This window comes from Vibrio sp. 1874, assembly GCF_033344395.1.
Classification (GTDB): Bacteria; Pseudomonadota; Gammaproteobacteria; order Enterobacterales; family Vibrionaceae; genus Vibrio; species Vibrio alginolyticus.
The window spans coordinates 1-21049 of record NZ_JAWPOR010000020.1 but is presented as its reverse complement, the minus strand read 5'-3'; the positions used below and the strand labels follow the sequence as shown (position 1 = coordinate 21049).

At 45.3% G+C, this 21049-nt stretch carries 20 protein-coding genes and 1 riboswitch; of the genes, 15 read left to right on the top strand and 5 right to left on the bottom strand.

Annotated elements, in window-relative coordinates; translation table 11 throughout:
- The first annotated feature begins 20 nt into the window (after positions 1-20).
- The 5 genes from ftsE to glpG all read left to right on the top strand — a co-directional run bounded on the left by ftsE (position 21) and on the right by glpG (position 4343).
- On the top strand, positions 21-695 hold the full coding sequence (ftsE, locus tag R8N46_RS21730) for a cell division ATP-binding protein FtsE (RefSeq protein WP_005393800.1): 675 nt from the start codon (positions 21-23) through the stop codon (positions 693-695).
- On the top strand, positions 685-1653 hold the full coding sequence (ftsX, locus tag R8N46_RS21725) for a permease-like cell division protein FtsX (protein WP_005378695.1): 969 nt from the start codon (positions 685-687) through the stop codon (positions 1651-1653). The genes ftsE and ftsX overlap by 11 nt, the downstream gene beginning before the upstream one ends.
- A 176-nt stretch (positions 1654-1829) precedes the next feature.
- The gene (rpoH, locus tag R8N46_RS21720; RefSeq protein WP_005378693.1) at positions 1830-2687 is read left to right on the top strand and encodes an RNA polymerase sigma factor RpoH; all 858 of its coding nucleotides are present in this window, start codon (positions 1830-1832) and stop codon (positions 2685-2687) included.
- A 493-nt stretch (positions 2688-3180) separates the two neighbouring features.
- Positions 3181-3501, top strand: a complete 321-nt coding sequence (gene glpE, locus R8N46_RS21715) for a thiosulfate sulfurtransferase GlpE (protein ID WP_005378691.1) — start codon at positions 3181-3183, stop codon at positions 3499-3501.
- Entirely contained in the window at positions 3501-4343 is an 843-nt protein-coding gene (glpG, locus tag R8N46_RS21710; RefSeq protein ID WP_025768168.1) for a rhomboid family intramembrane serine protease GlpG, read from the top strand. Before glpE ends, glpG begins: the two co-directional genes overlap by 1 nt.
- A 62-nt stretch (positions 4344-4405) precedes the next feature.
- On the opposite strand, the gene R8N46_RS21705 is transcribed toward glpG, so the two are convergent.
- A complete protein-coding gene (locus R8N46_RS21705; RefSeq protein WP_115386361.1) occupies positions 4406-4816 on the bottom strand; it encodes a flagellar basal body-associated protein FliL in 411 nt (136 codons plus the stop codon).
- A 161-nt stretch (positions 4817-4977) separates the two neighbouring features.
- Between R8N46_RS21705 and R8N46_RS21700 the strand changes: the two genes are divergently transcribed.
- Both R8N46_RS21700 and ubiA read left to right on the top strand, forming a co-directional pair.
- The gene (locus R8N46_RS21700) at positions 4978-5517 is read left to right on the top strand and encodes a chorismate lyase (protein WP_005378686.1); all 540 of its coding nucleotides are present in this window, start codon (positions 4978-4980) and stop codon (positions 5515-5517) included.
- A complete protein-coding gene (gene ubiA, locus R8N46_RS21695; protein WP_005378684.1) occupies positions 5518-6372 on the top strand; it encodes a 4-hydroxybenzoate octaprenyltransferase in 855 nt (284 codons plus the stop codon).
- Positions 6373-6436: 64 nt separating this feature from the next.
- On the opposite strand, the gene plsB is transcribed toward ubiA, so the two are convergent.
- Complete coding sequence (gene plsB, locus R8N46_RS21690) at positions 6437-8863, bottom strand: glycerol-3-phosphate 1-O-acyltransferase PlsB (RefSeq protein ID WP_053307422.1); 2427 nt, start codon at positions 8861-8863, stop codon at positions 6437-6439.
- 368 nt (positions 8864-9231) lie between these two features.
- Here plsB and lexA point away from each other — a divergent pair, with 368 nt between their 5' ends.
- From lexA to dinF, 3 genes are all read left to right on the top strand, one after another.
- Positions 9232-9852 (top strand): transcriptional repressor LexA, encoded by a 621-nt coding sequence (gene lexA, locus R8N46_RS21685; RefSeq protein ID WP_005378682.1) that lies wholly within the window; start codon positions 9232-9234, stop codon positions 9850-9852.
- Between the two features lie 194 nt (positions 9853-10046).
- Positions 10047-10841, top strand: coding sequence for a class I SAM-dependent methyltransferase (locus R8N46_RS21680; RefSeq protein ID WP_005378679.1), 795 nt, complete (start codon positions 10047-10049; stop codon positions 10839-10841).
- 55 nt (positions 10842-10896) lie between these two features.
- Entirely contained in the window at positions 10897-12246 is a 1350-nt protein-coding gene (dinF, locus tag R8N46_RS21675) for an MATE family efflux transporter DinF (RefSeq protein ID WP_213972551.1), read from the top strand.
- A gap of 57 nt (positions 12247-12303) precedes the next feature.
- Here the strand turns inward: dinF and sthA are convergent, their stop codons facing one another.
- The gene (gene sthA / locus R8N46_RS21670) at positions 12304-13734 is read right to left on the bottom strand and encodes a Si-specific NAD(P)(+) transhydrogenase (RefSeq protein ID WP_005389689.1); all 1431 of its coding nucleotides are present in this window, start codon (positions 13732-13734) and stop codon (positions 12304-12306) included.
- 263 nt (positions 13735-13997) lie between these two features.
- Here sthA and fabR point away from each other — a divergent pair, with 263 nt between their 5' ends.
- On the top strand, positions 13998-14639 hold the full coding sequence (fabR, locus tag R8N46_RS21665; RefSeq protein WP_005378632.1) for an HTH-type transcriptional repressor FabR: 642 nt from the start codon (positions 13998-14000) through the stop codon (positions 14637-14639).
- A complete protein-coding gene (locus R8N46_RS21660; protein ID WP_005378634.1) occupies positions 14639-15004 on the top strand; it encodes a YijD family membrane protein in 366 nt (121 codons plus the stop codon). The genes fabR and R8N46_RS21660 overlap by 1 nt, the downstream gene beginning before the upstream one ends.
- A 65-nt stretch (positions 15005-15069) precedes the next feature.
- Here the strand turns inward: R8N46_RS21660 and trmA are convergent, their stop codons facing one another.
- A complete protein-coding gene (gene trmA / locus R8N46_RS21655; protein WP_033907263.1) occupies positions 15070-16179 on the bottom strand; it encodes a tRNA (uridine(54)-C5)-methyltransferase TrmA in 1110 nt (369 codons plus the stop codon).
- 184 nt (positions 16180-16363) lie between these two features.
- Positions 16364-16564: riboswitch (cobalamin riboswitch) on the top strand.
- A 55-nt stretch (positions 16565-16619) separates the two neighbouring features.
- Here trmA and btuB point away from each other — a divergent pair.
- The 3 genes from btuB to murI are packed head-to-tail and all read left to right on the top strand — an operon-like array spanning position 16620 to position 20042.
- Positions 16620-18455, top strand: coding sequence for a TonB-dependent vitamin B12 receptor (gene btuB / locus R8N46_RS21650; protein ID WP_115386359.1), 1836 nt, complete (start codon positions 16620-16622; stop codon positions 18453-18455).
- A gap of 59 nt (positions 18456-18514) precedes the next feature.
- Entirely contained in the window at positions 18515-19207 is a 693-nt protein-coding gene (locus tag R8N46_RS21645; RefSeq protein WP_005378675.1) for an ATPase, read from the top strand.
- A gap of 31 nt (positions 19208-19238) precedes the next feature.
- A complete protein-coding gene (murI, locus tag R8N46_RS21640) occupies positions 19239-20042 on the top strand; it encodes a glutamate racemase (RefSeq protein ID WP_115386358.1) in 804 nt (267 codons plus the stop codon).
- Here the strand turns inward: murI and R8N46_RS21635 are convergent.
- Complete coding sequence (locus R8N46_RS21635; RefSeq protein ID WP_017636066.1) at positions 20005-20460, bottom strand: RNA-binding protein; 456 nt, start codon at positions 20458-20460, stop codon at positions 20005-20007. The two genes, murI and R8N46_RS21635, sit on opposite strands and share 38 nt — an antisense overlap.
- Positions 20461-21049 lie beyond the last annotated feature (589 nt).

The following is a 21049-nucleotide window of genomic DNA, read 5'->3' as shown; positions in this document are numbered from 1 at the left end:
AGAGTTAGAGGAAATCAACGGTGATCAAATTTCAGCAAGTAAGCAAAGCTTACCGAGGTGGTCGACAAGCACTGCAAAAAGTCGATTTTCACCTGAGGCGCGGTGAAATGGCGTTTTTAGGCGGACATTCCGGGGCTGGTAAAAGTACCTTGCTGAAATTGATCTGCGCGATAGAGCGACCAACCGATGGCAAAATCCATTTTAATGGTCACGACATCACGCGTATTCCAAGCAAAGACATCCCTTTTTTGCGCCGCAATATTGGGATTGTTTTTCAAGATCATCGCCTATTGATGGATCGCAGTGTGTACGACAATGTCGCTCTGCCAATGCGTATCGAATCGATTTCTGAAAACGAAATCAAACGCCGTGTTTCTGCGGCGTTAGATAAAACGGGCTTACTCGATAAAGCTCGTTGTCTACCTAGTCAACTTTCTGGTGGTGAGCAACAGCGCGTCGGTATTGCCCGTGCTGTGGTTAATCGACCAACGTTGCTGGTGGCTGATGAGCCTACGGGTAACCTTGACCCAGAATTATCCAACCGTGTGTTGCGTCTATTCGAAGAATTTAACCGTGCGGGCGTGACTATCCTACTTGCCACGCACGATGTGGGGTTAGTAAACACTCGCCCACAGTATCGTCATTTTGAATTGAACCAAGGCTTCCTAAGTGAGGTAGAAGACTATGGCAGGTAACAAGCACTCCCAAAAGAAGGGGAAAGGCCGTAGTGCCAAGCGTGCGAATACCGATGGTTTTTTCTCTGTCCACGCAAAACAAGCTAAATCCTCTTTTAGCGCCTTATGGCAACGACCACTAGGCAACATTCTGACCCTAGCGGTCATCTCGATGGCACTTGCCATGCCAGCTTGTTTGTATCTATTGGGGAAAAACGTTGCGGGGGCAGCGGAAGATGTCGCTTCTCCTTCACAAGTTAGTGCTTACTTAGTTGAAGGCATGCCGGATGCGCGAGTGATGGTTCTCAAAGATCAAATTGAAACTTGGCCTTTGGTAAAAGAGGTAGAATATATTTCACCGCAACAAGGTCTATCTGATTTAAGCCAATATGCAGGGTTCGACCAAGCTATCAGTCTTTTAAGTGGCTATGCGCTACCTGGTGTGTTGGTGATTACGCCAGATTCGGAGCTAAAAAGTGATATTCAGTCATTAGCCAAAGACGTTCGAGAGCAACAAGATGTGACCGACGTGAGACTTGACGAAGACTGGCTGGCGCGTCTTGATGCCATCAAAACTCTCGCGAGTATTATTGTCATTACCCTGACAGTACTGATGCTCGGTGCGGTATTTTTAATCGTTGGCAATACATTGCGATTTAATGTGCTGGCGAATAAAGAAGAGATTCAAACCATGAAACTGATCGGTGCGACGGACAGTTTTATTCTGCGCCCTTACTTGTACACAGGCATGTGGTTTGGCGTGTTAGGTGCCACTATTGCGTGGTTGGTAACGGCTTTAGTGACCATTGTCATGAATAGTGCGGTGGAAGACCTTGCTGCGTTGTACGATAGCCAGTTCCGCCTGATTGGTCTAAGTTGGGATGAATCTTTGTTATTAATCATCATTGGGAGTCTTTTGGGATGTATTGCGGCGCGTTTTTCTGCGCAACGACATTTAAAAGAAATTGAACCAGTTTAAGTGATGGCGGTCTTATTACTTGGATTTCATTAGCACTAGCTAATTTTGAACCCTTGCTTAGACCAAATGTTTATGGATAATTGCTTCCCCTTCTTGAAACTTGTTCATTTTGAGTTCAAGATATCGAAGCTAAATTGCAATGTAATGCTCCAGATCAGAGATTGATGAGGAATTGAATGACAAAAGAAGCGTATCCGATGGCTCTAGTCACGCAAGATAGCCTTGATAGCTATATTCGCTCAGTAAACAGCTACCCAATGCTGACTGCAGACGAAGAGCGTGAGCTGGCAGAACGATTACACTATAAAGGTGAGATTGAGGCTGCAAAAGGTCTAATTCTCTCGCACCTACGATTCGTTGTTCACGTTGCTCGTGGTTACTCTGGCTACGGTTTGCCAATGGCGGATCTTGTGCAAGAGGGTAACATCGGTCTAATGAAAGCCGTTAAGCGTTTTAACCCAGAAGTAGGGGTTCGCTTGGTTTCTTTCGCTGTCCACTGGATCAAAGCAGAGATCCACGAATACGTGCTACGTAACTGGCGTATCGTGAAAATTGCGACCACTAAAGCGCAACGTAAATTGTTCTTCAACCTGCGTAAGTCGAAAAAGCGCTTAGGTTGGTTTAACAACGGTGAAGTGGAAACCGTTGCGCGCGAGTTAGGTGTTGAGCCTTCTGAAGTTCGCGAGATGGAATCACGCTTAGCGGCGGTGGATTCAACCTTTGATATGCCAACAGATGAAGACGATAGCTCAAACGCTTACACAGCGCCGATGCTATACCTAGAAGACAAATCGTCTGATGTGGCCGACAACATTGAAGCCGCCAACTGGGAAATGCATACCAACAATCGCTTGGGTCATGCATTAGCGAGTTTGGATGAGCGTAGTCAGCGCATCGTGCGTTCTCGTTGGTTAGATGATGAGAAAGCAACATTGCAAGACTTAGCTGATGAGTTCGGTGTTTCTGCCGAGCGTATTCGCCAGCTAGAAAAAAATGCAATGAAGAAACTAAAATTGGCCGTGGGTGAATTTTAATTTCCACTGCTAATTGAAAGTAAGATTTTCATAGAAGGCCGAGATCATGTGATCTCGGCTTTTTTATTGTCGATCGAAAATCGATAGCGTTTGCGATCCGGATTTTATGTGCTACCTGTGTATAACTCTGTGAAGTAATTATTTATCAACTGTTCGAAACCCGGACAAAATAAGGGATTCAAGCACTTTTCCATCTGGGGATAGTTATAGATATACACACAGTTAGATCAGGATCATCACTACATATTGTGGATCAAAAGATCCAAATACACTTTATCAACGCAATTCACAGCTTTATCCACAAATGGTTGGAATGTGTACACTTTTGAAAACCCTGATTATCCATGTGTCTAAGTTTGCCGTTGGATAGGTTACAATAGCGGCAGTATACCCAAGCAGCTTCAAATATGGATTTTATGCTGTACCACGGGTGCTGATTAGTACATTAGGTTCGAGGTTGCTTGGGTATATTAATAAGACAATGAGAAAGTAAATGGATCAGTTTAAGCATATCGATGTACAAGGTGCGCAAGCGCTGCTCGAGCAGGGTGATGCGAAGCTTGTAGATATCCGTGACCCTCAATCGTTTGCCGTTGCGCATGCGGAGTCCGCGTATCACTTAACTAACGATACGATCGTTGCGTTTATGGATGAAGTGGAGTTCGAACAACCTATTTTAGTGATGTGTTACCACGGCATTAGTAGCCAAGGTGCGGCGCAATATTTGGTTAACCAAGGCTTTGAACAGGTGTACAGTGTAGATGGTGGCTTTGAAGCCTGGCATCGAGCAGAACTACCGATAGTGAGAAGTTAATGAAGAGATTGGTAACGTTAAATAATCCACGTATGGCGCAAGCCTTTATTGATTATATGGCCTCTCGCCAAATTGACATCGAAATGATGCCAGAAGGGGATGGGCAATTTGCGCTGTGGCTGACTGATAGCCAGCATGAAATAGAAGCGGAAGCCGAACTTAAGCTGTTCCTTGCTAACCCGTCTGATTCAAAATACAGCGCCGCCTCGTGGGACGTTGCCGATACTCGTAAGAGCACATTTCATTATTCCAGCCCGAGTATCATGAGCATGGTCAAAGCGAAAGCTGGCCCCATGACTTTGCTGATCATGACAGTCTGTATCATCATCTACTTGTTACAAATGTTTGGCTTTGGCAATGGCGTGTTTAAGTTGTTGCACTTCCCGGCTTTTGAGGGGCAACAATGGCAAGTGTGGCGATGGCTAAGTCATGCGTTACTGCACTTTTCAGTAACTCACATCGTGTTTAACTTACTATGGTGGTGGCAGTTGGGTGGCGACATCGAACGTCGTCTCGGTTCCGGTAAGCTATTGCAACTCTTTGTGGTGTCGGCAGCGTTTTCAGGGGCAGGCCAGTTCTATGTTGAAGGGGCTAACTTCGGCGGCTTGTCTGGCGTGGTCTATGCACTGCTTGGTTATTTGTGGATATTGGGTTACCGCTTGCCACATTTAGGCCTTACGCTACCCAAGCCAATCATCGTCTTTATGTTGGTATGGTTAGTTCTTGGTTTTGTGCAGCCATTTATGGCGATTGCAAACACCGCTCACTTAGTTGGGCTACTGTCGGGGATGGCGATTGCGCTGTTTGATTCAGGCAAGATGAAATACCAACAGCAAGCCTAAAGCAGATGAAATGAAAAGACCGCTCAAGAGCGGTCTTTTTTATGTTCAAAACGGATTTGGGTTTATTGATAAAGGTATTTTGTAAACAACAAATCGGCAATGATGGTTTTACCTGTTTCAGGCAAAAGCGTTTCGTTGAGGGTCGTCACTAAGGTTTTGCGCAGATCTTCTCGGCCAGACAGGGACTTAATCGTATCTTCTGTTTGCTTACCCAATAATTCAATCACTGCATCGCGAATCAAAGGTTGGTGATGCTCAACAACTGATAAATCTTGTTGACTCATTACCATGATGTCGATGCGCACTTGCACATAACCTAACTTTTTGCCTTTGGTGTAAAAGTTAGTAGTGAGGTCAGGCTCTAGGGTAAAGTATGCCAACTTAGGTCCAGATTCTTCCGTTTCAGCCCAACTTGGTGCGGCGAATAGTATGGTTAACGCAAAAATAATTTGGGCTATATAACGTTTGTACATATTTCTAACTTTTCTTTCTCTGGATCGCGATATTCGAATCGCTTCAGTCTTGATACAATGGGCCGTCTATAACAAATAACGGAACTTACGGTTACATACATTACTATGGACGGTAAGTTGTTGCTTTATTGTACGCATAAAGCCTCCAATTGAATACTAGTATGAATCAGCCAACATCACTCTATCTTGCTTCTTTATTGGAAGTAGAGTGGCAAAACCCCGAAGAATTCGAATTTCCAAATGAATTTGCCAAGCACTGGCTTGAAGAGCAAGGGTCTTTGTCACGTCGTTTAAAACAGCACTGCCAAGCGTTAACGGTAGAATTGCTACAAAATCAGATCGTCACTGCAGCGACATTAAAACAGGACGAAAGCCAGTTATTGTCCGAACAAGATTGCTTACTGAGAGAGGTAATTTTGTGCGGTGACAATAATAACTGGGTTATTGGGCGGACATTGATTCCTCGCTCAACCTTAGTTGATCAGCAGTATGATTTGGCTCAACAAGGGGATATCCCATTAGGACTAACTGTGTTCAGCGCAGATAACGTTGAGCGGGACTCTTTGCAAATGGGATGGGTAGCCGTACCAGAAGGACGTTTGTTAGCGCGACGCTCAAGGTTGTGGATGAATCACAAACCGATGCTAGTCGCCGAGTTATTCTTATCTAATTCACCAGTTTACGCTAAGGAGACAGTGTAAATGTCCGCAGAAAAAGCCAAAGCATATTGGCAACTGATGCGCATGGATCGCCCGATTGGTTCACTGTTACTGATGTGGCCAACGATTTGGGCGCTAATTATCTCAGCCCAAGGGATGCCAAGTTGGGATGTATTCATCGTGTTTGTATTGGGGGTATTCCTAATGCGTAGTGCGGGGTGCGTGATTAATGATTTTGCAGATCGCAAAGTCGACGGCCATGTAAAGCGTACTAAGCAACGTCCACTGCCATCAGGGAAAGTGACAGCAAAAGAAGCGATTGGATTATTTTTGGTTTTGGGTATCAGCTCGTTTTTGTTAGTGCTGACCATGAACCCGCTGACGATTCAGCTATCCTTCGCTGGCATTGTGTTGGCGTTCATCTATCCATTTATGAAGCGTTACACTCATATTCCACAGCTATTTTTAGGCTTGGCTTTTAGCTGGGCGATTCCAATGGCGTGGGCTGCACAAACTGGGGAATTACCATTGATTGTTTGGTTTTTGTTCCTCATTAACGCTTTGTGGACCATTGCGTACGACACTCAATATGCGATGGTAGACCGAGATGATGATCTAAAGATTGGCATTAAATCGACGGCAATTCTGTTTGGTCGTCATGACAAGCTTATTATTGGCGTGTTGCAACTGATTACACTCGCGATGTTGGTTTGGTTAGGGCAGTTCTACCAATTGGGACAAAGTTACTACTGGACCCTTTTGATTGCAGCGTCGTTGTTTGTTTATCAGCAGCACTTAATTCGTCACCGTGAGCGTGAGTTGTGCTTTAAGGCTTTCCTTAACAACAATTATGTTGGCATGGTGATAGCGATAGGGTTACTGGTCGCATTTTGGTAAGCGAAGAAATAGAAAAAGGCATCCGATTGGATGCCTTTTTTCTTATTGGAAGAAGGTAAAACGGTTACGACCGAAGTTGGTGAATACTCTCTTCGATCGTCAGTTTCACTTCTGGATAAAGCAGAGTGAACAGTAGTCGTGCAAATTGCTGCGTTTTCTTCGTGTCACAGTTACCATCGTTATCGAGGTATTTTTGCTGTTTGAGCGTATTGAACATGGCGGTAAACACACCTTTATCGAAGAATTCTGGCGCATTAATACCGTGCAAACGCCCTAGGCGCTGAGCAATATCTTGGCTCTTCTGCTCTAGGTCCGATTTACCCAGCTCAGGGTAAGCAACAAGCAAGTTCATCGCGATAGAGTAGCGTTGCAGCGTTTCAGTTATCGTACGACCTAGCAGAACCAAAGGCTGGTTGTTCGATTGATTGATTTCCAGCTTATCACCATCAAGACTAATCATTTTCTGATCGGCAAATTCATGCAGTGTTTTAACGACCAATTCATCCAACTCGTCTTCTTGGTAACTTAAGAACAGCTCTTTCTTCAAGAATGGGTAGATTTGCGCGACATTAGCTTGAATCTTGGCTACCGAAAGGTTGCGCTGACGAATGAGCATTTGGGCAATTAATGACGGCAGAGCGAACAAGTGAATGATGTTGTTGCGATAGTAAGTCATCAGGATCGATTGGCTACGGTCCAGCGAAATGATGTCACCCATGCTATCGGTTTCAATCACGAACTTATCAAGCGAAATTGCATGATCAACCAACTCCTCAGCACTTTCGGTAGGGATAGTGGAGGTGCTTGAGTACGGATTATTTTTGAGTAGCTTTAAGTAACACTCGATCTGATTGATCAGCGAGTCACGAGAAAGTGCACGTTGACGAGAAGCAAGCAGTGCGGTTGCACACAAGGTCAACGCGTTTGCTGCCGCCGCATCATTGATGTGCGTCATCATCTTATTAGCAAGGTCGTTGACCACAGGATTCATCCATTGTGGTTTGTTACCACCCATGCTGTCGATGTCTTTCGTCCACTCAGGAGCATGCTCGTTCAAGTATTGGTTGAGCTGAATTGGCTCACCGAAGTTCACATAGCCCAAACCAAAGTTACGCAGTTTACGCAGAGTACGCAGTACAAGCCCTGCGTTTTCTTTCTCTTTGCGTTTGCCACGCAGCTCTTTCGCGTAAGTGCCCACTTCCATTACGTGCTCGTAACCGATGTAGACCGGCACTAGTGTTACTGGGCGGTTTAGACCACGTAGCATTGCTTGGATGGTCATAGCCAGCATACCCGTTTTCGCTTGCAGTAAGCGACCTGTACGTGAACGACCACCCTCACTGAAGTACTCGACTGAATAGCCTTTGGCAAACAGCTCAGCTAGATACTCACGGAAAATGGTTGAGTACAGTTTGTTGCCTTTAAAACTACGACGAATAAAGAACGCCCCACCACGACGGAAAAGAGGACCGGCCGGGAAGAAGTTCAAGTTAATGCCTGCCGCAATGTGCGGAGGTACCATGCCTTCATGGTATAAAACATAAGACAAAAGCAGGTAGTCCATGTGACTACGGTGACAAGGAACGTACACAATTTCGTGGCCGTCTTGCGCTAAACGACGCACAGTCGAGGCGTTATTGATGTGCAAACCTTGGTATAGTTTTGTCCATAACCAACTCAGGATGCGGTCGCCGTTTTTCACCAGACTATAGGAGAAGTCGGCAGCGATTTCATCCATGATGTCGTGGGCTTCTTTACGTGCCTTATCAATCGAGATGTTTTTGCTCTTGGCTTCGTCAGCAATCGCCAGTTCAATAGCTGGAGATTTTAGTAAACGAGCAAACAACACTTGTCGTTGTGGCAGGTTTGGGCCTGAAGCAGCCAGTTTCTGGCGTGAGAAGTGGATACGCGCCACGCGAGCCAGTTTGTGCGCAATTGCGCTGTCGGTACCGTGAGAGTCTGCCATATAACGCAGAGATACCACGGGACTAAAGCGAACTAAGCAGTCGCGTCCCGCCGCCATTACTGCTTTGGCTTTTTGCGGACCATTCATCGGTTGAAGGTAAGGCTTTTGGTTCTCTTCTTTACCTGGCTTACGACCCCAAAGCACGGTTGCAGGGATCATTTGAACATCCAACTCACTATCCAGCTTGTGCAGTTCCAGTAAGTCAGTGAACAGAGAAACAGAATCGGTTGGGACATCATTATCGTTGTTCATCACAGTTGGACGCGCAGCGATAAAGACGAAACGGTTCAGCGTTTTGCCATTGATTTCCAGCGGGCTGAGCGGGTCGGGTAGACCAAGGCTCATGGCTTGTTTTTGCAGTGTCAGCAAATCCACGTTCGAGCGGAACGGCAGGGCATATACAATCGGTTTAGTTAGGTCGATGTTCAGATCTTCAATCGGGTTCGACGGGATTGTGGTGCCCTTTACCAGTACCGATAAAGGTAGTTTTAGTAATGAACGTGAAAATGATTGTCCAGAAGACATAAAGTTCACAGCCTCAATAGGTATTCAAACAGGCCTAACCTTATTTCAGTTTCCGCTTTGCATGTCTTCTCTATAAAAAGAGATGAGTACGGCAATAGAAATAAGCCTAGGCGATAAAATTTAAGCGCTGCAAGGATACCAGAAACTGGTCAAACCTTTTAATTTTATTGGCTGTAAATTAGTCGAACCCCTAAGTTATTGCTTTGACTTGATTAACTGAAAAGTCGGTGTTTTAAACGAATAAAGAATGAACTTAATCGGTAAGCTGAAAGCTCTCCACAAATAAATTAAAAAACAACCAATTGGGTTTTCATTTGAGCATTTACTGGATATACTCACAGTTAACTGTATAAAAAGACAGGTGAGACATGAAGCCGTTAACGCCACGCCAACAACAAGTCTTCGATTTGATTAAAAGTAAAATCGATGACACCGGAATGCCACCAACTCGTGCAGAGATTGCGCGTGAGCTTGGCTTCCGCTCTGCGAATGCCGCAGAGGAACACCTAAAAGCGCTTGCTCGTAAGCAAGCAATTGAAATTATTCCAGGCGCTTCTCGTGGGATTCGTATCCTGCTTGAAGACGCAGCCAATGATGAGCAGGGTTTGCCATTGATTGGTCAAGTTGCAGCGGGTGAGCCAATTCTGGCTCAAGAGCACGTAGAGGCGCACTACCAAGTCGATCCTGCGATGTTCAAACCGCAAGCGGATTTCTTACTTCGTGTAAATGGCGAGAGTATGAAAGACATCGGGATTATGGATGGCGATTTGCTCGCGGTGCATAAAACCCAAGACGTGAGAGACGGTCAAGTTGTCGTTGCGCGTGTTGATGATGATGTGACTGTGAAGCGTTTGGAGCGCAAAGGCTCAACCATATTACTGCATGCTGAGAATGAAGAGTTTGCCCCAATCCAAGTGGACTTAACGTCTCAGCACCTTACGATTGAAGGCTTAGCCGTTGGTATTATTCGTAATACCGATTGGATGTAAGTGTATTTAAGCAGCCCAGTTGACCTGGGCTGTTTTGTCTTTTCTCTTCTTTTCTCTTTTTCTACTTCCTCCAAAAGCTTGCTCATCATCTTGACCTTGTTTGTTTTGACCAATTTATAAGCTTGATAATGTAATTGATATTCATTATCATCTTTATTAATGTCTATGTTTTCTCTCTGGCGCAGGAAATGCCCATGTCTCAGTCTAAACATCAAGTTCCTAACCATCTATTGAAGCCACTGTTATTGCGTAGCCGTGAAAGCATGGTCGACAATGGCTTGGTGTACGATCCGATAGCTGCTAAAGCGTGTTTGAGCTGTAAGATGGCGCCGGATTGTTTGAGTGGTGATATTGCGCAGAAGCAATTGCTGCACGTGACGCTGACTCAGCTTTGTGACCAGCAGGTTAGTCACTTCTTACAGCAGTATCCCGATGCTTGGATAATCAATGTCGGAGCGGGGTTGGATACCCGCTTTTATCGTTTGGATAATGGACGCTGCCATTGGATAGAGCTGGATGTGACGGAAAATTTGGTATGGCGTCAGCGCTTGTTCCACAAAAATGAACGCTATGAACATCGCTGTGGCAGTGTGGATGAAATGTCGTGGCTAGAGACGTTAGCCATTCCAGAGCAAGCACCGGTGCTCATTTTATGTGAAATGGCACTGCTCGATTGCACAGAGCGTCAAGTCGCGAAATTTATTCAAACCTTGGGTCGACATTTTGTTTCTGCTGAGCTATGTATGGTGCTGGCAGGAGATTTAACGGAAACCAAGTGGGGACAAAAGCTTGGCTCTGATCGTTATGCTCATGGCTTTGAAGCGCCTGCAGCACAGATATTGCAATGGTTACCATGGGCACAGTGGGTGAAAGCTTTCTCGCCATTCGATAGATTCTGTTCTCGTTGGAAAGCTTGGCAGCGTTGGCTTAATAAGATTCCAATGTTGAAGCATCGCCTCACGCCAGTCCTCGTTCACATCAAGTGGTAATTGGCTAGTCGTTAAGCGCTCAGGTACACTCGTCGATCTTACTGATGAGGTGCCTGTGACAAATTCAATCTTCTCTCCTTTATCTAACCCAAAAGTTCATCGCCAAGTCTTAGCTTTAGCGATACCTATGGTGCTGTCGAATATTACTGTTCCATTGCTCGGTTTGGTCGATGCTGCGGTGATTGGTCATCTAGACCACGCTTGGTATTTGGGCGGTGTTGCGTTGGGCAGCACCATGATCAGCGTGACGTTTTGGCTGCTTGGTTTTTTGCGTATGTCGACTACTGGGTTGGCTGCGCAGTCCTATGGCGGTGAAGACCGAAAGCAACTTGCCTTGGTGTTTATGCAAGGCTCACTTATGGCGCTGCTGTTTGCGTTAGTCTTCCTTATTGCCCATAACCCGATTGCTGATTTGATCTTTGGCTGGAGTGACGCCAGCGCAGAGGTAAAACACTACGGCATGCAATATTTCTCTATCCGTGTGTGGAGTGCCCCCGCTGCGCTAATGAACTTTGTGTTGTTGGGGTGGCTGCTCGGAACGCAAAATTCCAAAGCACCAATGTGGATGGTGATCATCACTAACGTGACTAATATTGTCCTCGATTTGTTGTTTGTTATCGGTTTGGAGTGGAAAGTAGAAGGCGCTGCGCTGGCATCGGTGATTGCTGACTACTCAGGTATGGGTTTTGGTCTCATGTGTGTCTGGAAAACCTGGCGAGAGAGGCAATTACCATCACCTCAAAAGTTGCTAGCCAGCACTCAACACGGTTTAGGGCGCTTCGTGAAATTGAATCGAGATATTTTCTTGCGCTCTTTGTGTCTGCAAGCGGCTTTTAGCTTTATGACGTTCCAAGGTGCGAGCTTTGGTGATGAGGTTGTCGCTGCAAATGCGGTTCTGATGAGCTTCCTGATGATTATCTCGTATGGCATGGATGGCTTTGCTTACGCAATGGAGGCCATGGTCGGGAAGGCGATTGGTGCCAAAGATAGGCAACAATTGAGTGCATCGCTTGTCGGCACTTTCTTTTGGAGTTTGGTTATTTGCTTAGGACTGACCGCGCTCTTTGGTTTGGCGGGATCGCAGTTGATCGCCATGATCACTTCAATTGAGGTGGTACAACAGCAAGCAGCGGTGTATCTACCTTGGCTGGTGGTGATGCCACTTGCGTCGATGTGGTGCTTTCTATTGGATGGCATTTTTGTCGGTGCAACCAAAGGCAAAGACATGCGCAATAGTATGTTTGTCGCGACCAGCAGTTTCTTCGTTGTCTTTTACTTATTCGCCGAGTGGGAAAATCACGCGCTGTGGTTTGCAATGACGAGCTTTATGTTGATGCGGGGTATTGGTTTAGGGGTTATCTTTCTCTACCAATGGCACAAGGATACCTTCCTAGCACAATGTTGATATAAAAACAGCAGGTCCAAGCCTGCTGTTTTTCTGTCTGCTATCAAGAAGCATAGATTAGAACAAGCGGTTCAAACCATTCAACGCAGCGACACGATACGCTTCGGCCATTGTTGGATAGTTGAAGGTGGTATTGACGAAATACTCGATGGTATTCGCTGAGCCTTTTTGCTCCATAATGGCTTGACCGATGTGGATAATTTCCGCGGCACGTTCGCCAAAACAGTGAATCCCTAAAATTTCTTTGGTTTCACGATGGAACAATATCTTCAAGCTACCGATGTCTTTCCCTGCGATCTGTGCACGAGCTAGATGCTTGAACGAAGAGCGTCCTACTTCATACGGTACTTTCGCAGCTGTTAGCTCTTGCTCGGTTTTACCCACAGAGCTAATCTCTGGGATGGTGTAGATACCCGTTGGAATATCATCAATCAGGTAGTTTTCTGCCTGACCTTTCGTAATGGCTTGTGCGACAAATCGCCCTTGGTCATAAGCGGCGCTTGCAAGGCTAGGGTAACCGATGACATCGCCTACAGCGTAAATGTGTTCGATATCGGTTTGGTAGTTACGGTTTACTTTTAGTTGTCCGCGAGAGTCCGCTTCCAGACCCACTGCACCCAAATTCAACTTATCGGTGTTACCTGTTCGACCATTCGCATACAACAAGCAGTCTGCCTTCATCTTCTTGCCAGATTGTAGGTGAATAATCACGCCATCTTCTGTGCCTTCGATTTTTTCATAGGTCTCATCATTACGAATTACCACACCGCTGTTCCAGAAGTGGTAAGACAGCGCATCTGACACTTCGTTATCCAAAAACTCCAACAAGCGGTCGCGGGTATTGATAAGGTCGGTTTTCACTCCAAGGCCGCGGAAGATAGAGGCGTACTCACAACCGATAACGCCCGCACCGTAAATGATGATATGGCGAGGGTCGTGTTTCAGGCTCAAAATGGAATCACTGTCGTAGATGCGCTCATGCAAGAAATCTACGTCGTTAGGCTGATACGGGCGAGAACCCGTCGCGATGACAAACTTATCCGCAGAATAGATTTCTTCTGTACCGTCGCTTTGCATCACTGCAATTGAGTAGTTATCGATAAATCGCGCGGTTCCGAACAAAAGTGTGCATGAGTTACGGTCATAAAAGCCCTGACGAAGTCGAGTTTGCTTATCAATGACCGATTTAGCATGACCTAAAATGTCAGAAAATGTTGCATGAACGCTGGTGTTGTTTCGACAAAATAGCGGGTTGCTATTAAATTCGATGATGCGGCTAACGGCATGACGCAGTGCTTTTGATGGAATAGTACCCCAGTGAGTACAACCGCCGCCGACACTGCTTTCTTTCTCGACAATGGCAACATTCAGTCCCGCTTTGGTTAATCCCATTGCAGCCCCTTCTCCGCCAGGGCCACTACCGATTACGATCACGTCATAGTGATTAACATGCGCCATGATGCCTTCCTTGTTATATTTGCTTAACATTGCTTTAGCGCGATTTTAACTCATTTACTCTATTGGTACACGTCATGCCTGTTAGAGAGTGGAAGTGATCACGCAGAATCGACCAAAAGGATGATTTGGTATGTTGTATGTCTATAAATTGCATCGAGAACATTGCAATTAGATGCATGCCAATAGTAACGTTCTCGGCGCTCAGAGCGAGCGAAGCAACATATCTTTCTCCGTAGGAGCAAATTGCGTTATATTGAGGCTCTTGTACCCTACAGAAAAAGAGCAAGTTAAGAATGAAATCGATGGGAATCCGCGCACAGCAAAAAGAGAAGACACGTCGATCATTGATCGATGCGGCATTTAGTCAATTAAGTGCGGATCGCAGCTTTTCCAGCCTTAGCTTGCGAGAAGTCGCCCGAGAGGCAGGGATTGCACCGACTTCTTTTTACCGTCACTTCAAAGATATGGATGAGCTAGGCTTAACCATGGTTGATGAAGGCGGTTTGCTACTACGCCAACTGATGCGTCAGGCGCGTCAACGTATTGTGAAAGAAGGTAGCGTAATTCGTACCTCGGTCGAAACCTTTATGGAATTCATTGAAAGTAGTCCGAACGTTTTTCGTTTGTTGTTGCGTGAGCGCTCCGGCACTTCTGCTGAATTTCGTACCGCTGTTGCTCGAGAAATCCAGCATTTTGCGGCAGAATTAACCGAGTATTTAATGAGCACCGGCGTGACCAGAGAAGAGGCGTATACTCAAGCAGAAGCGTCTGTGACTTTGGTTTTCAGTTCGGGGGCTGAAGCTTTAGATTTAGATCGACGTGAGCGCGATGAACTCGCCGAGCGATTGATCATGCAATTGCGAATGATAGCCAAAGGGGCCTATTGGTATCGCAAAGAACGTGAACGTAACCGATTAAAAGGCGGGATAGAATAATGTCGAATGGAAATAAATCTGAAAAGAAAACGCTGATTTTGGCACTGGTTGCAGGTATGTGTGGTGATGCTTTGTTGTCATGGTTGACCATGAGTGAAGTGTCTTTTTCAATCTTCCCATTGATTGCACTCGTACTGGCTGTACAAGCTCTTTACCAAGAGTACCTAAATAATCCGGTATCAGAAGATATCCCATTAGTTGGCTTGGCGTGTTTCTTCGTAGGTGCGTTTGGTCACTCTGCGTTTATTAAAGCGCAATACCCAGAAGCAGGCTCAAACTTCTTCGCGATCATGGTTTCAATGATCTTACTCGCATGGATTGGTAAGAAGCTAGGTTTTGTCAGCAAGAAGACTTCTGCGGAATAAGCAAACGAATCAAATTAAAAAAAGCGAGCCATTGAGCTCGCTTTTTTTTGTCTGAAGCTGGTGGACTAAGCTTTACGTTCCAATAGCACGCCAGCTTCCATGTGGTGGGTATAAGGGAATTGGTCAAACAGAGCAAAACGCGTCACGTTGTGTGTTTCGCATAGAATGTCCAAGTTCTCTTTTAGAGTCTCAGGGTTACAAGAGATGTACATGATGCGCTCGTAACCTTGCACCATTTTACAAGTATCGACATCCATCCCAGCACGTGGTGGATCGACAAAAATCGTGTTGCAGTTGTAGCTCTTCAGATCCACACCTGCATCTTGTAGACGACGGAATTCACGCTTACCTTCGATCGCTTGAGTAAATTCCTCTGCCGATAGACGTAAGATTTGTACGTTATCAATCTTATTGGCGGCGATGTTGTACTGTGCAGATACCACAGATGGCTTCGCTAGCTCAGTTGCCAGTACGCGGTCGAAATTCTGTGCCAACGCCAGCGAGAAGTTACCGTTACCACAGTAAAGCTCTAGTAGGTCGCCAGTGCTTTCTTGGGTACAGTCGACCGCCCATTCCAGCATCTTCTCTGCGACTTTGCCGTTCGGCTGAGTGAAGCTGTTCTCTACTTGTTGGTAGATGTAGCTTTGACCATTTACATCGAGCTTCTCGATAACGTAGTCTCGGTCTAGGACAATCTTCATCTTACGAGCGCGACCAATGATGTTTAGGTTAAAGCCTTCATCATTTAAACGCTGTTTAAGGGCTTTCGCGTTTTCAATCCACTCTTCATCAAGTTGGCGATGGTAAAGGAGTGAAACCAGAATCTCACCGCTTAGCGTCGACAGGAAATCCACCTGGAACAGTTTACGACGTAGTGAGTCGTTGTCTTTCATCGCTTCAACCAATAGCGGCATCAGGTCGTTGATCAGACGGCTTGCTGCAGGGAATTGGTCAACACGGTACTTCTCACGAGTTTCTTGGTTGAACATAATGTAGTAAAGATCTTCGCCTTCATGCCAAACACGGAACTCAGCACGCATGCGGTAGTGCTGCTCTGGTGATTCAAACACTTCCAGTTCTGGCATGTTGTATGGCGCGAACATATCCGTGAGACGTTCGACTTTTTCAGCCAGTTGTTCTTGGTAGCGTTGTGGGTTTACATCAAGAGTAGCCATGATCTTACCTTTTATGGTGCATTCAATTTAAGAGCGCAGATTTTATTCAATCTCAATAGGATGTCCAGTTTTGTACTGGAATTGATTTAAAGATAGTGCGTACAGGCAGAGTAGAAAGCAAAATCAATCAAAACGTTACAACTTCTAAGGGCAATATTGGCTGGACAAATAATCAATAGCTGAATAATATTTGCCTCAAGTTGGTGCTATCTAGCAATCTAGATGGCTGAAATGGGAATCTGGTGTAAATCCAGAACTGACGCGCAGCGGTAAAAGAGAACGAACGCTCATCAGACACTGCATTAGTTTATGTGGGAAGTCGAGCAAGTAGGCGGTACACCCGTGCTCTTGAGTCCGAATACCTGCCAACAACTGAGCCACAGCACTGGACTGTCATGACGACAGGGCTCGGAAGGAATTACGCGATTTAGGACAATACAATGAGAAAATCCGCACTGGCGATCACTTTGGCATCGCTGCTTTCACCTGTCTCTTATCTACAGGCCCAGGAAACCTCCACTGACGAAACCATCGTTGTTACGGCAAACCGTTTTGAGCAAGCCGAAAGCCGTACGTTGGCAGATGTCGAAGTAGTTACTCGACAAGACATCGATCGCATTCAAGCGAAAACCCTACCAGATGTATTGCGTCGCCTTACGGGGATTCAAGTTTCACAAAATGGTGGTCGTGGTCAGTTAGCGTCTTTATTTGTTCGTGGAACCAGTTCCGACCAAGTTTTAGTACTGGTTGATGGCGTACGTTTTGCACGAGCAGCGAAGGGCGCTGTGGACTTTAACCAAATCCCACTTACTTACGTTCAACGTATTGAGTACGTACGTGGTGCGCGTGCGTCACTTTATGGCTCAGAAGCGATTGGTGGCGTGATCAATATCATCACCATTGCGCGTGCTGACGAAGAAGGAACGAAGTTAAGTGCGGGTTTAGGTAGTTTAGATTATCAAGAATTGAGTGTGGCATCTGGTATTAAAGTCACAGAGAGCGGCCAGCTAAATATCGCGCTTGGTAGTGAAAGTGATGATGGTTATAACGTTCGTCCTGTACCGGGAGTTAATGACGGTGATCGCCATGGCTTTGATACAAAGAATGGTCTGCTAGGTTACGTGCATAACTTCAATGACCAGTGGTCTGCATTTGGTAACCTACGTGCTTACGAAAATGTTTATCAATATGACAGCAGCTACGGCAGTCGCGGTTACTACGAAGCAGAAAAAGACGATCTTTCTGTCACTCTGGGCGGTAAGTATCAGTCTGATAATGTGATGTCAGAACTACAAGTAACGGCACAGAAACAGAAGTCTTGGAACTATGAGCAAGCAAAAGGCAAACACTCAGGTACTGAAGATGAACTTGAGCAGCAAAATGTCCAGTGGACCAACAGTTACTTGCTAAACAACAATACGACGTTGGCTGGTGGTATTGATTGGCGCAACGAGTCTTATAAAGACAAGAGTGCGAATAAAACGTTTGATCGTACCAATGGCGCTCTGTTTGGTATGGCAACCACCAGTATTGATAAAGCAATGCTCGAGGGCAGTGCTCGCCTTGATGATAACGAAGAATACGGTAGTGAGTTCACTTACAGTTTAGCGGCTGGTTACCAGTTTGTACCAGAGTTTGGGGTTAAAGCCTCTTTTGGTACTGCGTTTAAGGCTCCAAACCTATATCAACAGTATGACCCAACATACGGTGAGAAAGATCTGAAGCCGGAAGAGTCAGATGCTTGGGAGCTAGCATTCAGCGGTGATGTCCAAGGCGTTTTTTGGTCCGTCACGGGTTATGACTATAAAATCACGAATCTTATCGATTACCATCCAACCACATACAAATATTTGAATGTCGATGGTGAAACACATATCCAAGGTGTGGAGCTTGTTGCTGAGTTTGATACAGGGATTGTGCAGCACCAGTTGAGTGCAGATTATAAAGATGCTGAAGACGATAAAGGGCATCAGTTGCAGCGTCGCGCTAAAGAAGTGTATAAGTGGAATGCTTTAGTGAGCTTCGATAAAGTGGATTGGTCGGTTAGCTATCAGTACGTCGGTAAGCGTCCAGATGTGGATTACAGCACTTGGCCTTCACAAGATATTACGCTTTCTTCTTACTCGTTGATTGATACGGCAGTGACTTACTATCCGAATGAGTCGACCTCTATTAGCGCTCGTATCGATAATCTACTTGATGAAGAGTATGAGATGGCAAAAGGTTACCCCGCTGCAGAGCGAGCGTACTATCTCAACGTTGGCTACGAATTCTAATCGTGAATGAGCACAAACCGCCTTCGGGCGGTTTTTAATATTTTGTGGTGGAAAATCGAATGAAGAAACCCAAGCGAGTGGTGATCAGTTGGTCCAGTGGTAAAGATTCGACATTAACGCTTGAGCGCCTTAACGAGAATCCAAATTATCAAGTTGTCGGTTTGTACACGACTTACGTAGGGAAAGAAGTCCCTTTCCAAGCAACTCCGCTTGAAGTCGTACAAATGCAAGCAGACTTACTTGCGCTTCCGCTCATTACTATCGAGCTACCTGAAATCTTTCCAAGTAACGACATTTATCAATCGACCATCGTTAATGCATTACAAAGTAGTGGTCTGAACATAGAAGCTGTCGCATTTGGTGATATGTTTTGTAATGGCATTGCCGATTACCGACGCAGCTATATTGAACCTGTTGGCTGGGAATGCGTCTTTCCTCTATTAGGGGAGAGCAGCGAAAAACTAGCGATGGAAATCATAGAGCGTGGTATTCAAACTATGTTAATCACCATCGACGGAAGAGTTCTCCCTCCAGAATGGTGTGGTCGCTGGTATGACAAAGCCCTAATAGAGTCATTACCAAGTCAAATTGATCCCTGTGGGGAAAATGGTGAATTTCACACATTGGTCACGTCTTCGCCGTCTTTTCAAGGGCATATCGAGTTGACGAAGCGAGATGTAGAATCTGGAGATAGATTCAGCCATCAAAGATACCATGCTAAAGCATTGCCAAAACAAATCTACGCAGTATGATCGCAACGTTTCTGTTCTTTAGGTAAGGCTCGTGCGAGTAGCAAGTAAGAAAAAAGTCCTAGTTTTTGACTCCGGTGTTGGTGGCCTTTCTGTATTCCAAGAGATACATCGCCTATTGCCCCAGCTAGACTACTTATACTTATTCGATAATCAGGCTTACCCTTATGGTGAACTCGATCAGGCTGTACTCATTCCACGAGTTAACCAACTGGTCTCTTCATTAGTCGAAGAACACCAAGTCGACATTGTCGTCATTGCTTGCAACACGGCGAGCACCATAGTGCTTCCTTCCTTACGCGAAAATTTATCGATTCCCGTTGTTGGTGTTGTCCCTGCGATTAAACCCGCATCGCTTTTAGCATCAAAAGGGGTAGGGCTGATCGCCACTCCGGCGACAGTAACACGCCAATATACTCACGAGTTAATACGGGACTTTGCGCAAGGCAAACCAGTTGAGCTGGTGGGATCAACTCGCTTGGTAGATATGGCCGAAGAGAAGTTGCGAGGCAACAGCGTTTCTCTCGACGAACTGACAAATATCCTGCTTCCCCTTCGCGATAAAGTCGATGTTGCGGTGCTCGGTTGTACTCACTTCCCTTTAATCAAAGAGGAGATTCATCAAGCTTTGGGTGGGGACGTTACTTTAATTGATTCAGGCGCAGCGATTGCACGTCGAGTAAAAGCATTGCTATTAAGTGATGAAATTGAGGATACAGAAGAGGGAAGTAAGTCGATTTATGCCAGTGCAACTCCTTGGCAGGAAGATGCACTGAACATTTGTTTAAAGAAGCTAGGTTTTAATCCTGTTCAGGTTTACCACCATCCGGATGTTTAGGATCGTTCGCAATTCTCACTTTTAGCGTTCTCTCCATATATTCCTTTTCATTAAGTTTAGCGATAGCTGGCTTGGCATCTGCCGCAGCCATCACTACAAAACCAAACCCTCTTCTTTTTCCAGTACGCTTATCTTTCATTAAGCGTACCGCGTAGACCTGTCCATATTCAGCAAACAAATCGCGAACATGACTCTCATTGGCCTTATAAGGAAGGTTGCCGACATACAGCGTTTTAGTTGAAGGATCAGGGTCCGAAGATTGAAGAACAGGTGTTTTGCTAGAAAATGAAAAAAGAAAAGCAGTAGCGATAACACCAATGAGGAAGCTCAAGGCTGGTGGGATGATGAATTGAGAGAAGATGATTCCCCCAACGATGGCCAGCCCAACACATAAAATCAGATTTTTTTTAGACGTCATTTTAATTACTACACATAGTGATAAAGAGATCGATTGCCCATTAACAGAATAGACACATGAATCTTACGTATATGGTTGGTGTTTTTCCAACCAATTGCTGTGATATGTCTCAAATGTGACGAAGAAATATGCAAATATCGCACTTTTGGCTAATTTGTGACCGGTTGGTTTTTTATTTGCAAAAAACACTTGTACTAATTTCTCAACTCCCTATACTGCGCATCCACCGACACGGAGTGAGACGAAAGTCACACAGCGAGTCGGGAAGAGAGAAAAAAGAATTTGAAAAAATGCTTGACTCTCTCACGGTGTGAAGTAAGATACGCACCCCTAACGACGAGCAACTAAGCTGCTGAAAATGTTAGAAAAGCTCTTTAAAAATAAGAACCTATCAATCTGTGTGGGCACTCGTTGATGATAATCCAAATAGTTTCTTCGGAAACAATTTAGGTTTCAATGATACGAAGTGACCATTGAATCGAAAGATTCAGCACAGTCAATTCAAACATTACTTATGTAATGTTCAGTATTCATTGAGCCGAACAAAATCTTAAATTGAAGAGTTTGATCATGGCTCAGATTGAACGCT

Excerpts from the sequence above, each read along its gene's own strand:
- R8N46_RS21660 (WP_005378634.1), top strand. The coding sequence starts at position 14,639 with ATGTCGAATGGAAATAAATCTGAAAAGAAAACGCTGATTTTGGCACTG.
- R8N46_RS21680 (WP_005378679.1), top strand. The coding sequence starts at position 10,047 with ATGTCTCAGTCTAAACATCAAGTTCCTAACCATCTATTGAAGCCACTG.
- rpoH (WP_005378693.1), top strand. The coding sequence starts at position 1,830 with ATGACAAAAGAAGCGTATCCGATGGCTCTAGTCACGCAAGATAGCCTT.
- ftsX (WP_005378695.1), top strand. The coding sequence starts at position 685 with ATGGCAGGTAACAAGCACTCCCAAAAGAAGGGGAAAGGCCGTAGTGCC.
- glpE (WP_005378691.1), top strand. The coding sequence starts at position 3,181 with ATGGATCAGTTTAAGCATATCGATGTACAAGGTGCGCAAGCGCTGCTC.
- R8N46_RS21700 (WP_005378686.1), top strand. The coding sequence starts at position 4,978 with ATGAATCAGCCAACATCACTCTATCTTGCTTCTTTATTGGAAGTAGAG.
- glpG (WP_025768168.1), top strand. The coding sequence starts at position 3,501 with ATGAAGAGATTGGTAACGTTAAATAATCCACGTATGGCGCAAGCCTTT.
- lexA (WP_005378682.1), top strand. The coding sequence starts at position 9,232 with ATGAAGCCGTTAACGCCACGCCAACAACAAGTCTTCGATTTGATTAAA.
- R8N46_RS21635 (WP_017636066.1), bottom strand. The coding sequence starts at position 20,460 with ATGACGTCTAAAAAAAATCTGATTTTATGTGTTGGGCTGGCCATCGTT.
- btuB (WP_115386359.1), top strand. The coding sequence starts at position 16,620 with ATGAGAAAATCCGCACTGGCGATCACTTTGGCATCGCTGCTTTCACCT.
- trmA (WP_033907263.1), bottom strand. The coding sequence starts at position 16,179 with ATGGCTACTCTTGATGTAAACCCACAACGCTACCAAGAACAACTGGCT.
- R8N46_RS21645 (WP_005378675.1), top strand. The coding sequence starts at position 18,515 with ATGAAGAAACCCAAGCGAGTGGTGATCAGTTGGTCCAGTGGTAAAGAT.
- ubiA (WP_005378684.1), top strand. The coding sequence starts at position 5,518 with ATGTCCGCAGAAAAAGCCAAAGCATATTGGCAACTGATGCGCATGGAT.
- plsB (WP_053307422.1), bottom strand. The coding sequence starts at position 8,863 with ATGTCTTCTGGACAATCATTTTCACGTTCATTACTAAAACTACCTTTA.
- sthA (WP_005389689.1), bottom strand. The coding sequence starts at position 13,734 with ATGTTAAGCAAATATAACAAGGAAGGCATCATGGCGCATGTTAATCAC.
- fabR (WP_005378632.1), top strand. The coding sequence starts at position 13,998 with ATGAAATCGATGGGAATCCGCGCACAGCAAAAAGAGAAGACACGTCGA.
- R8N46_RS21705 (WP_115386361.1), bottom strand. The coding sequence starts at position 4,816 with ATGTACAAACGTTATATAGCCCAAATTATTTTTGCGTTAACCATACTA.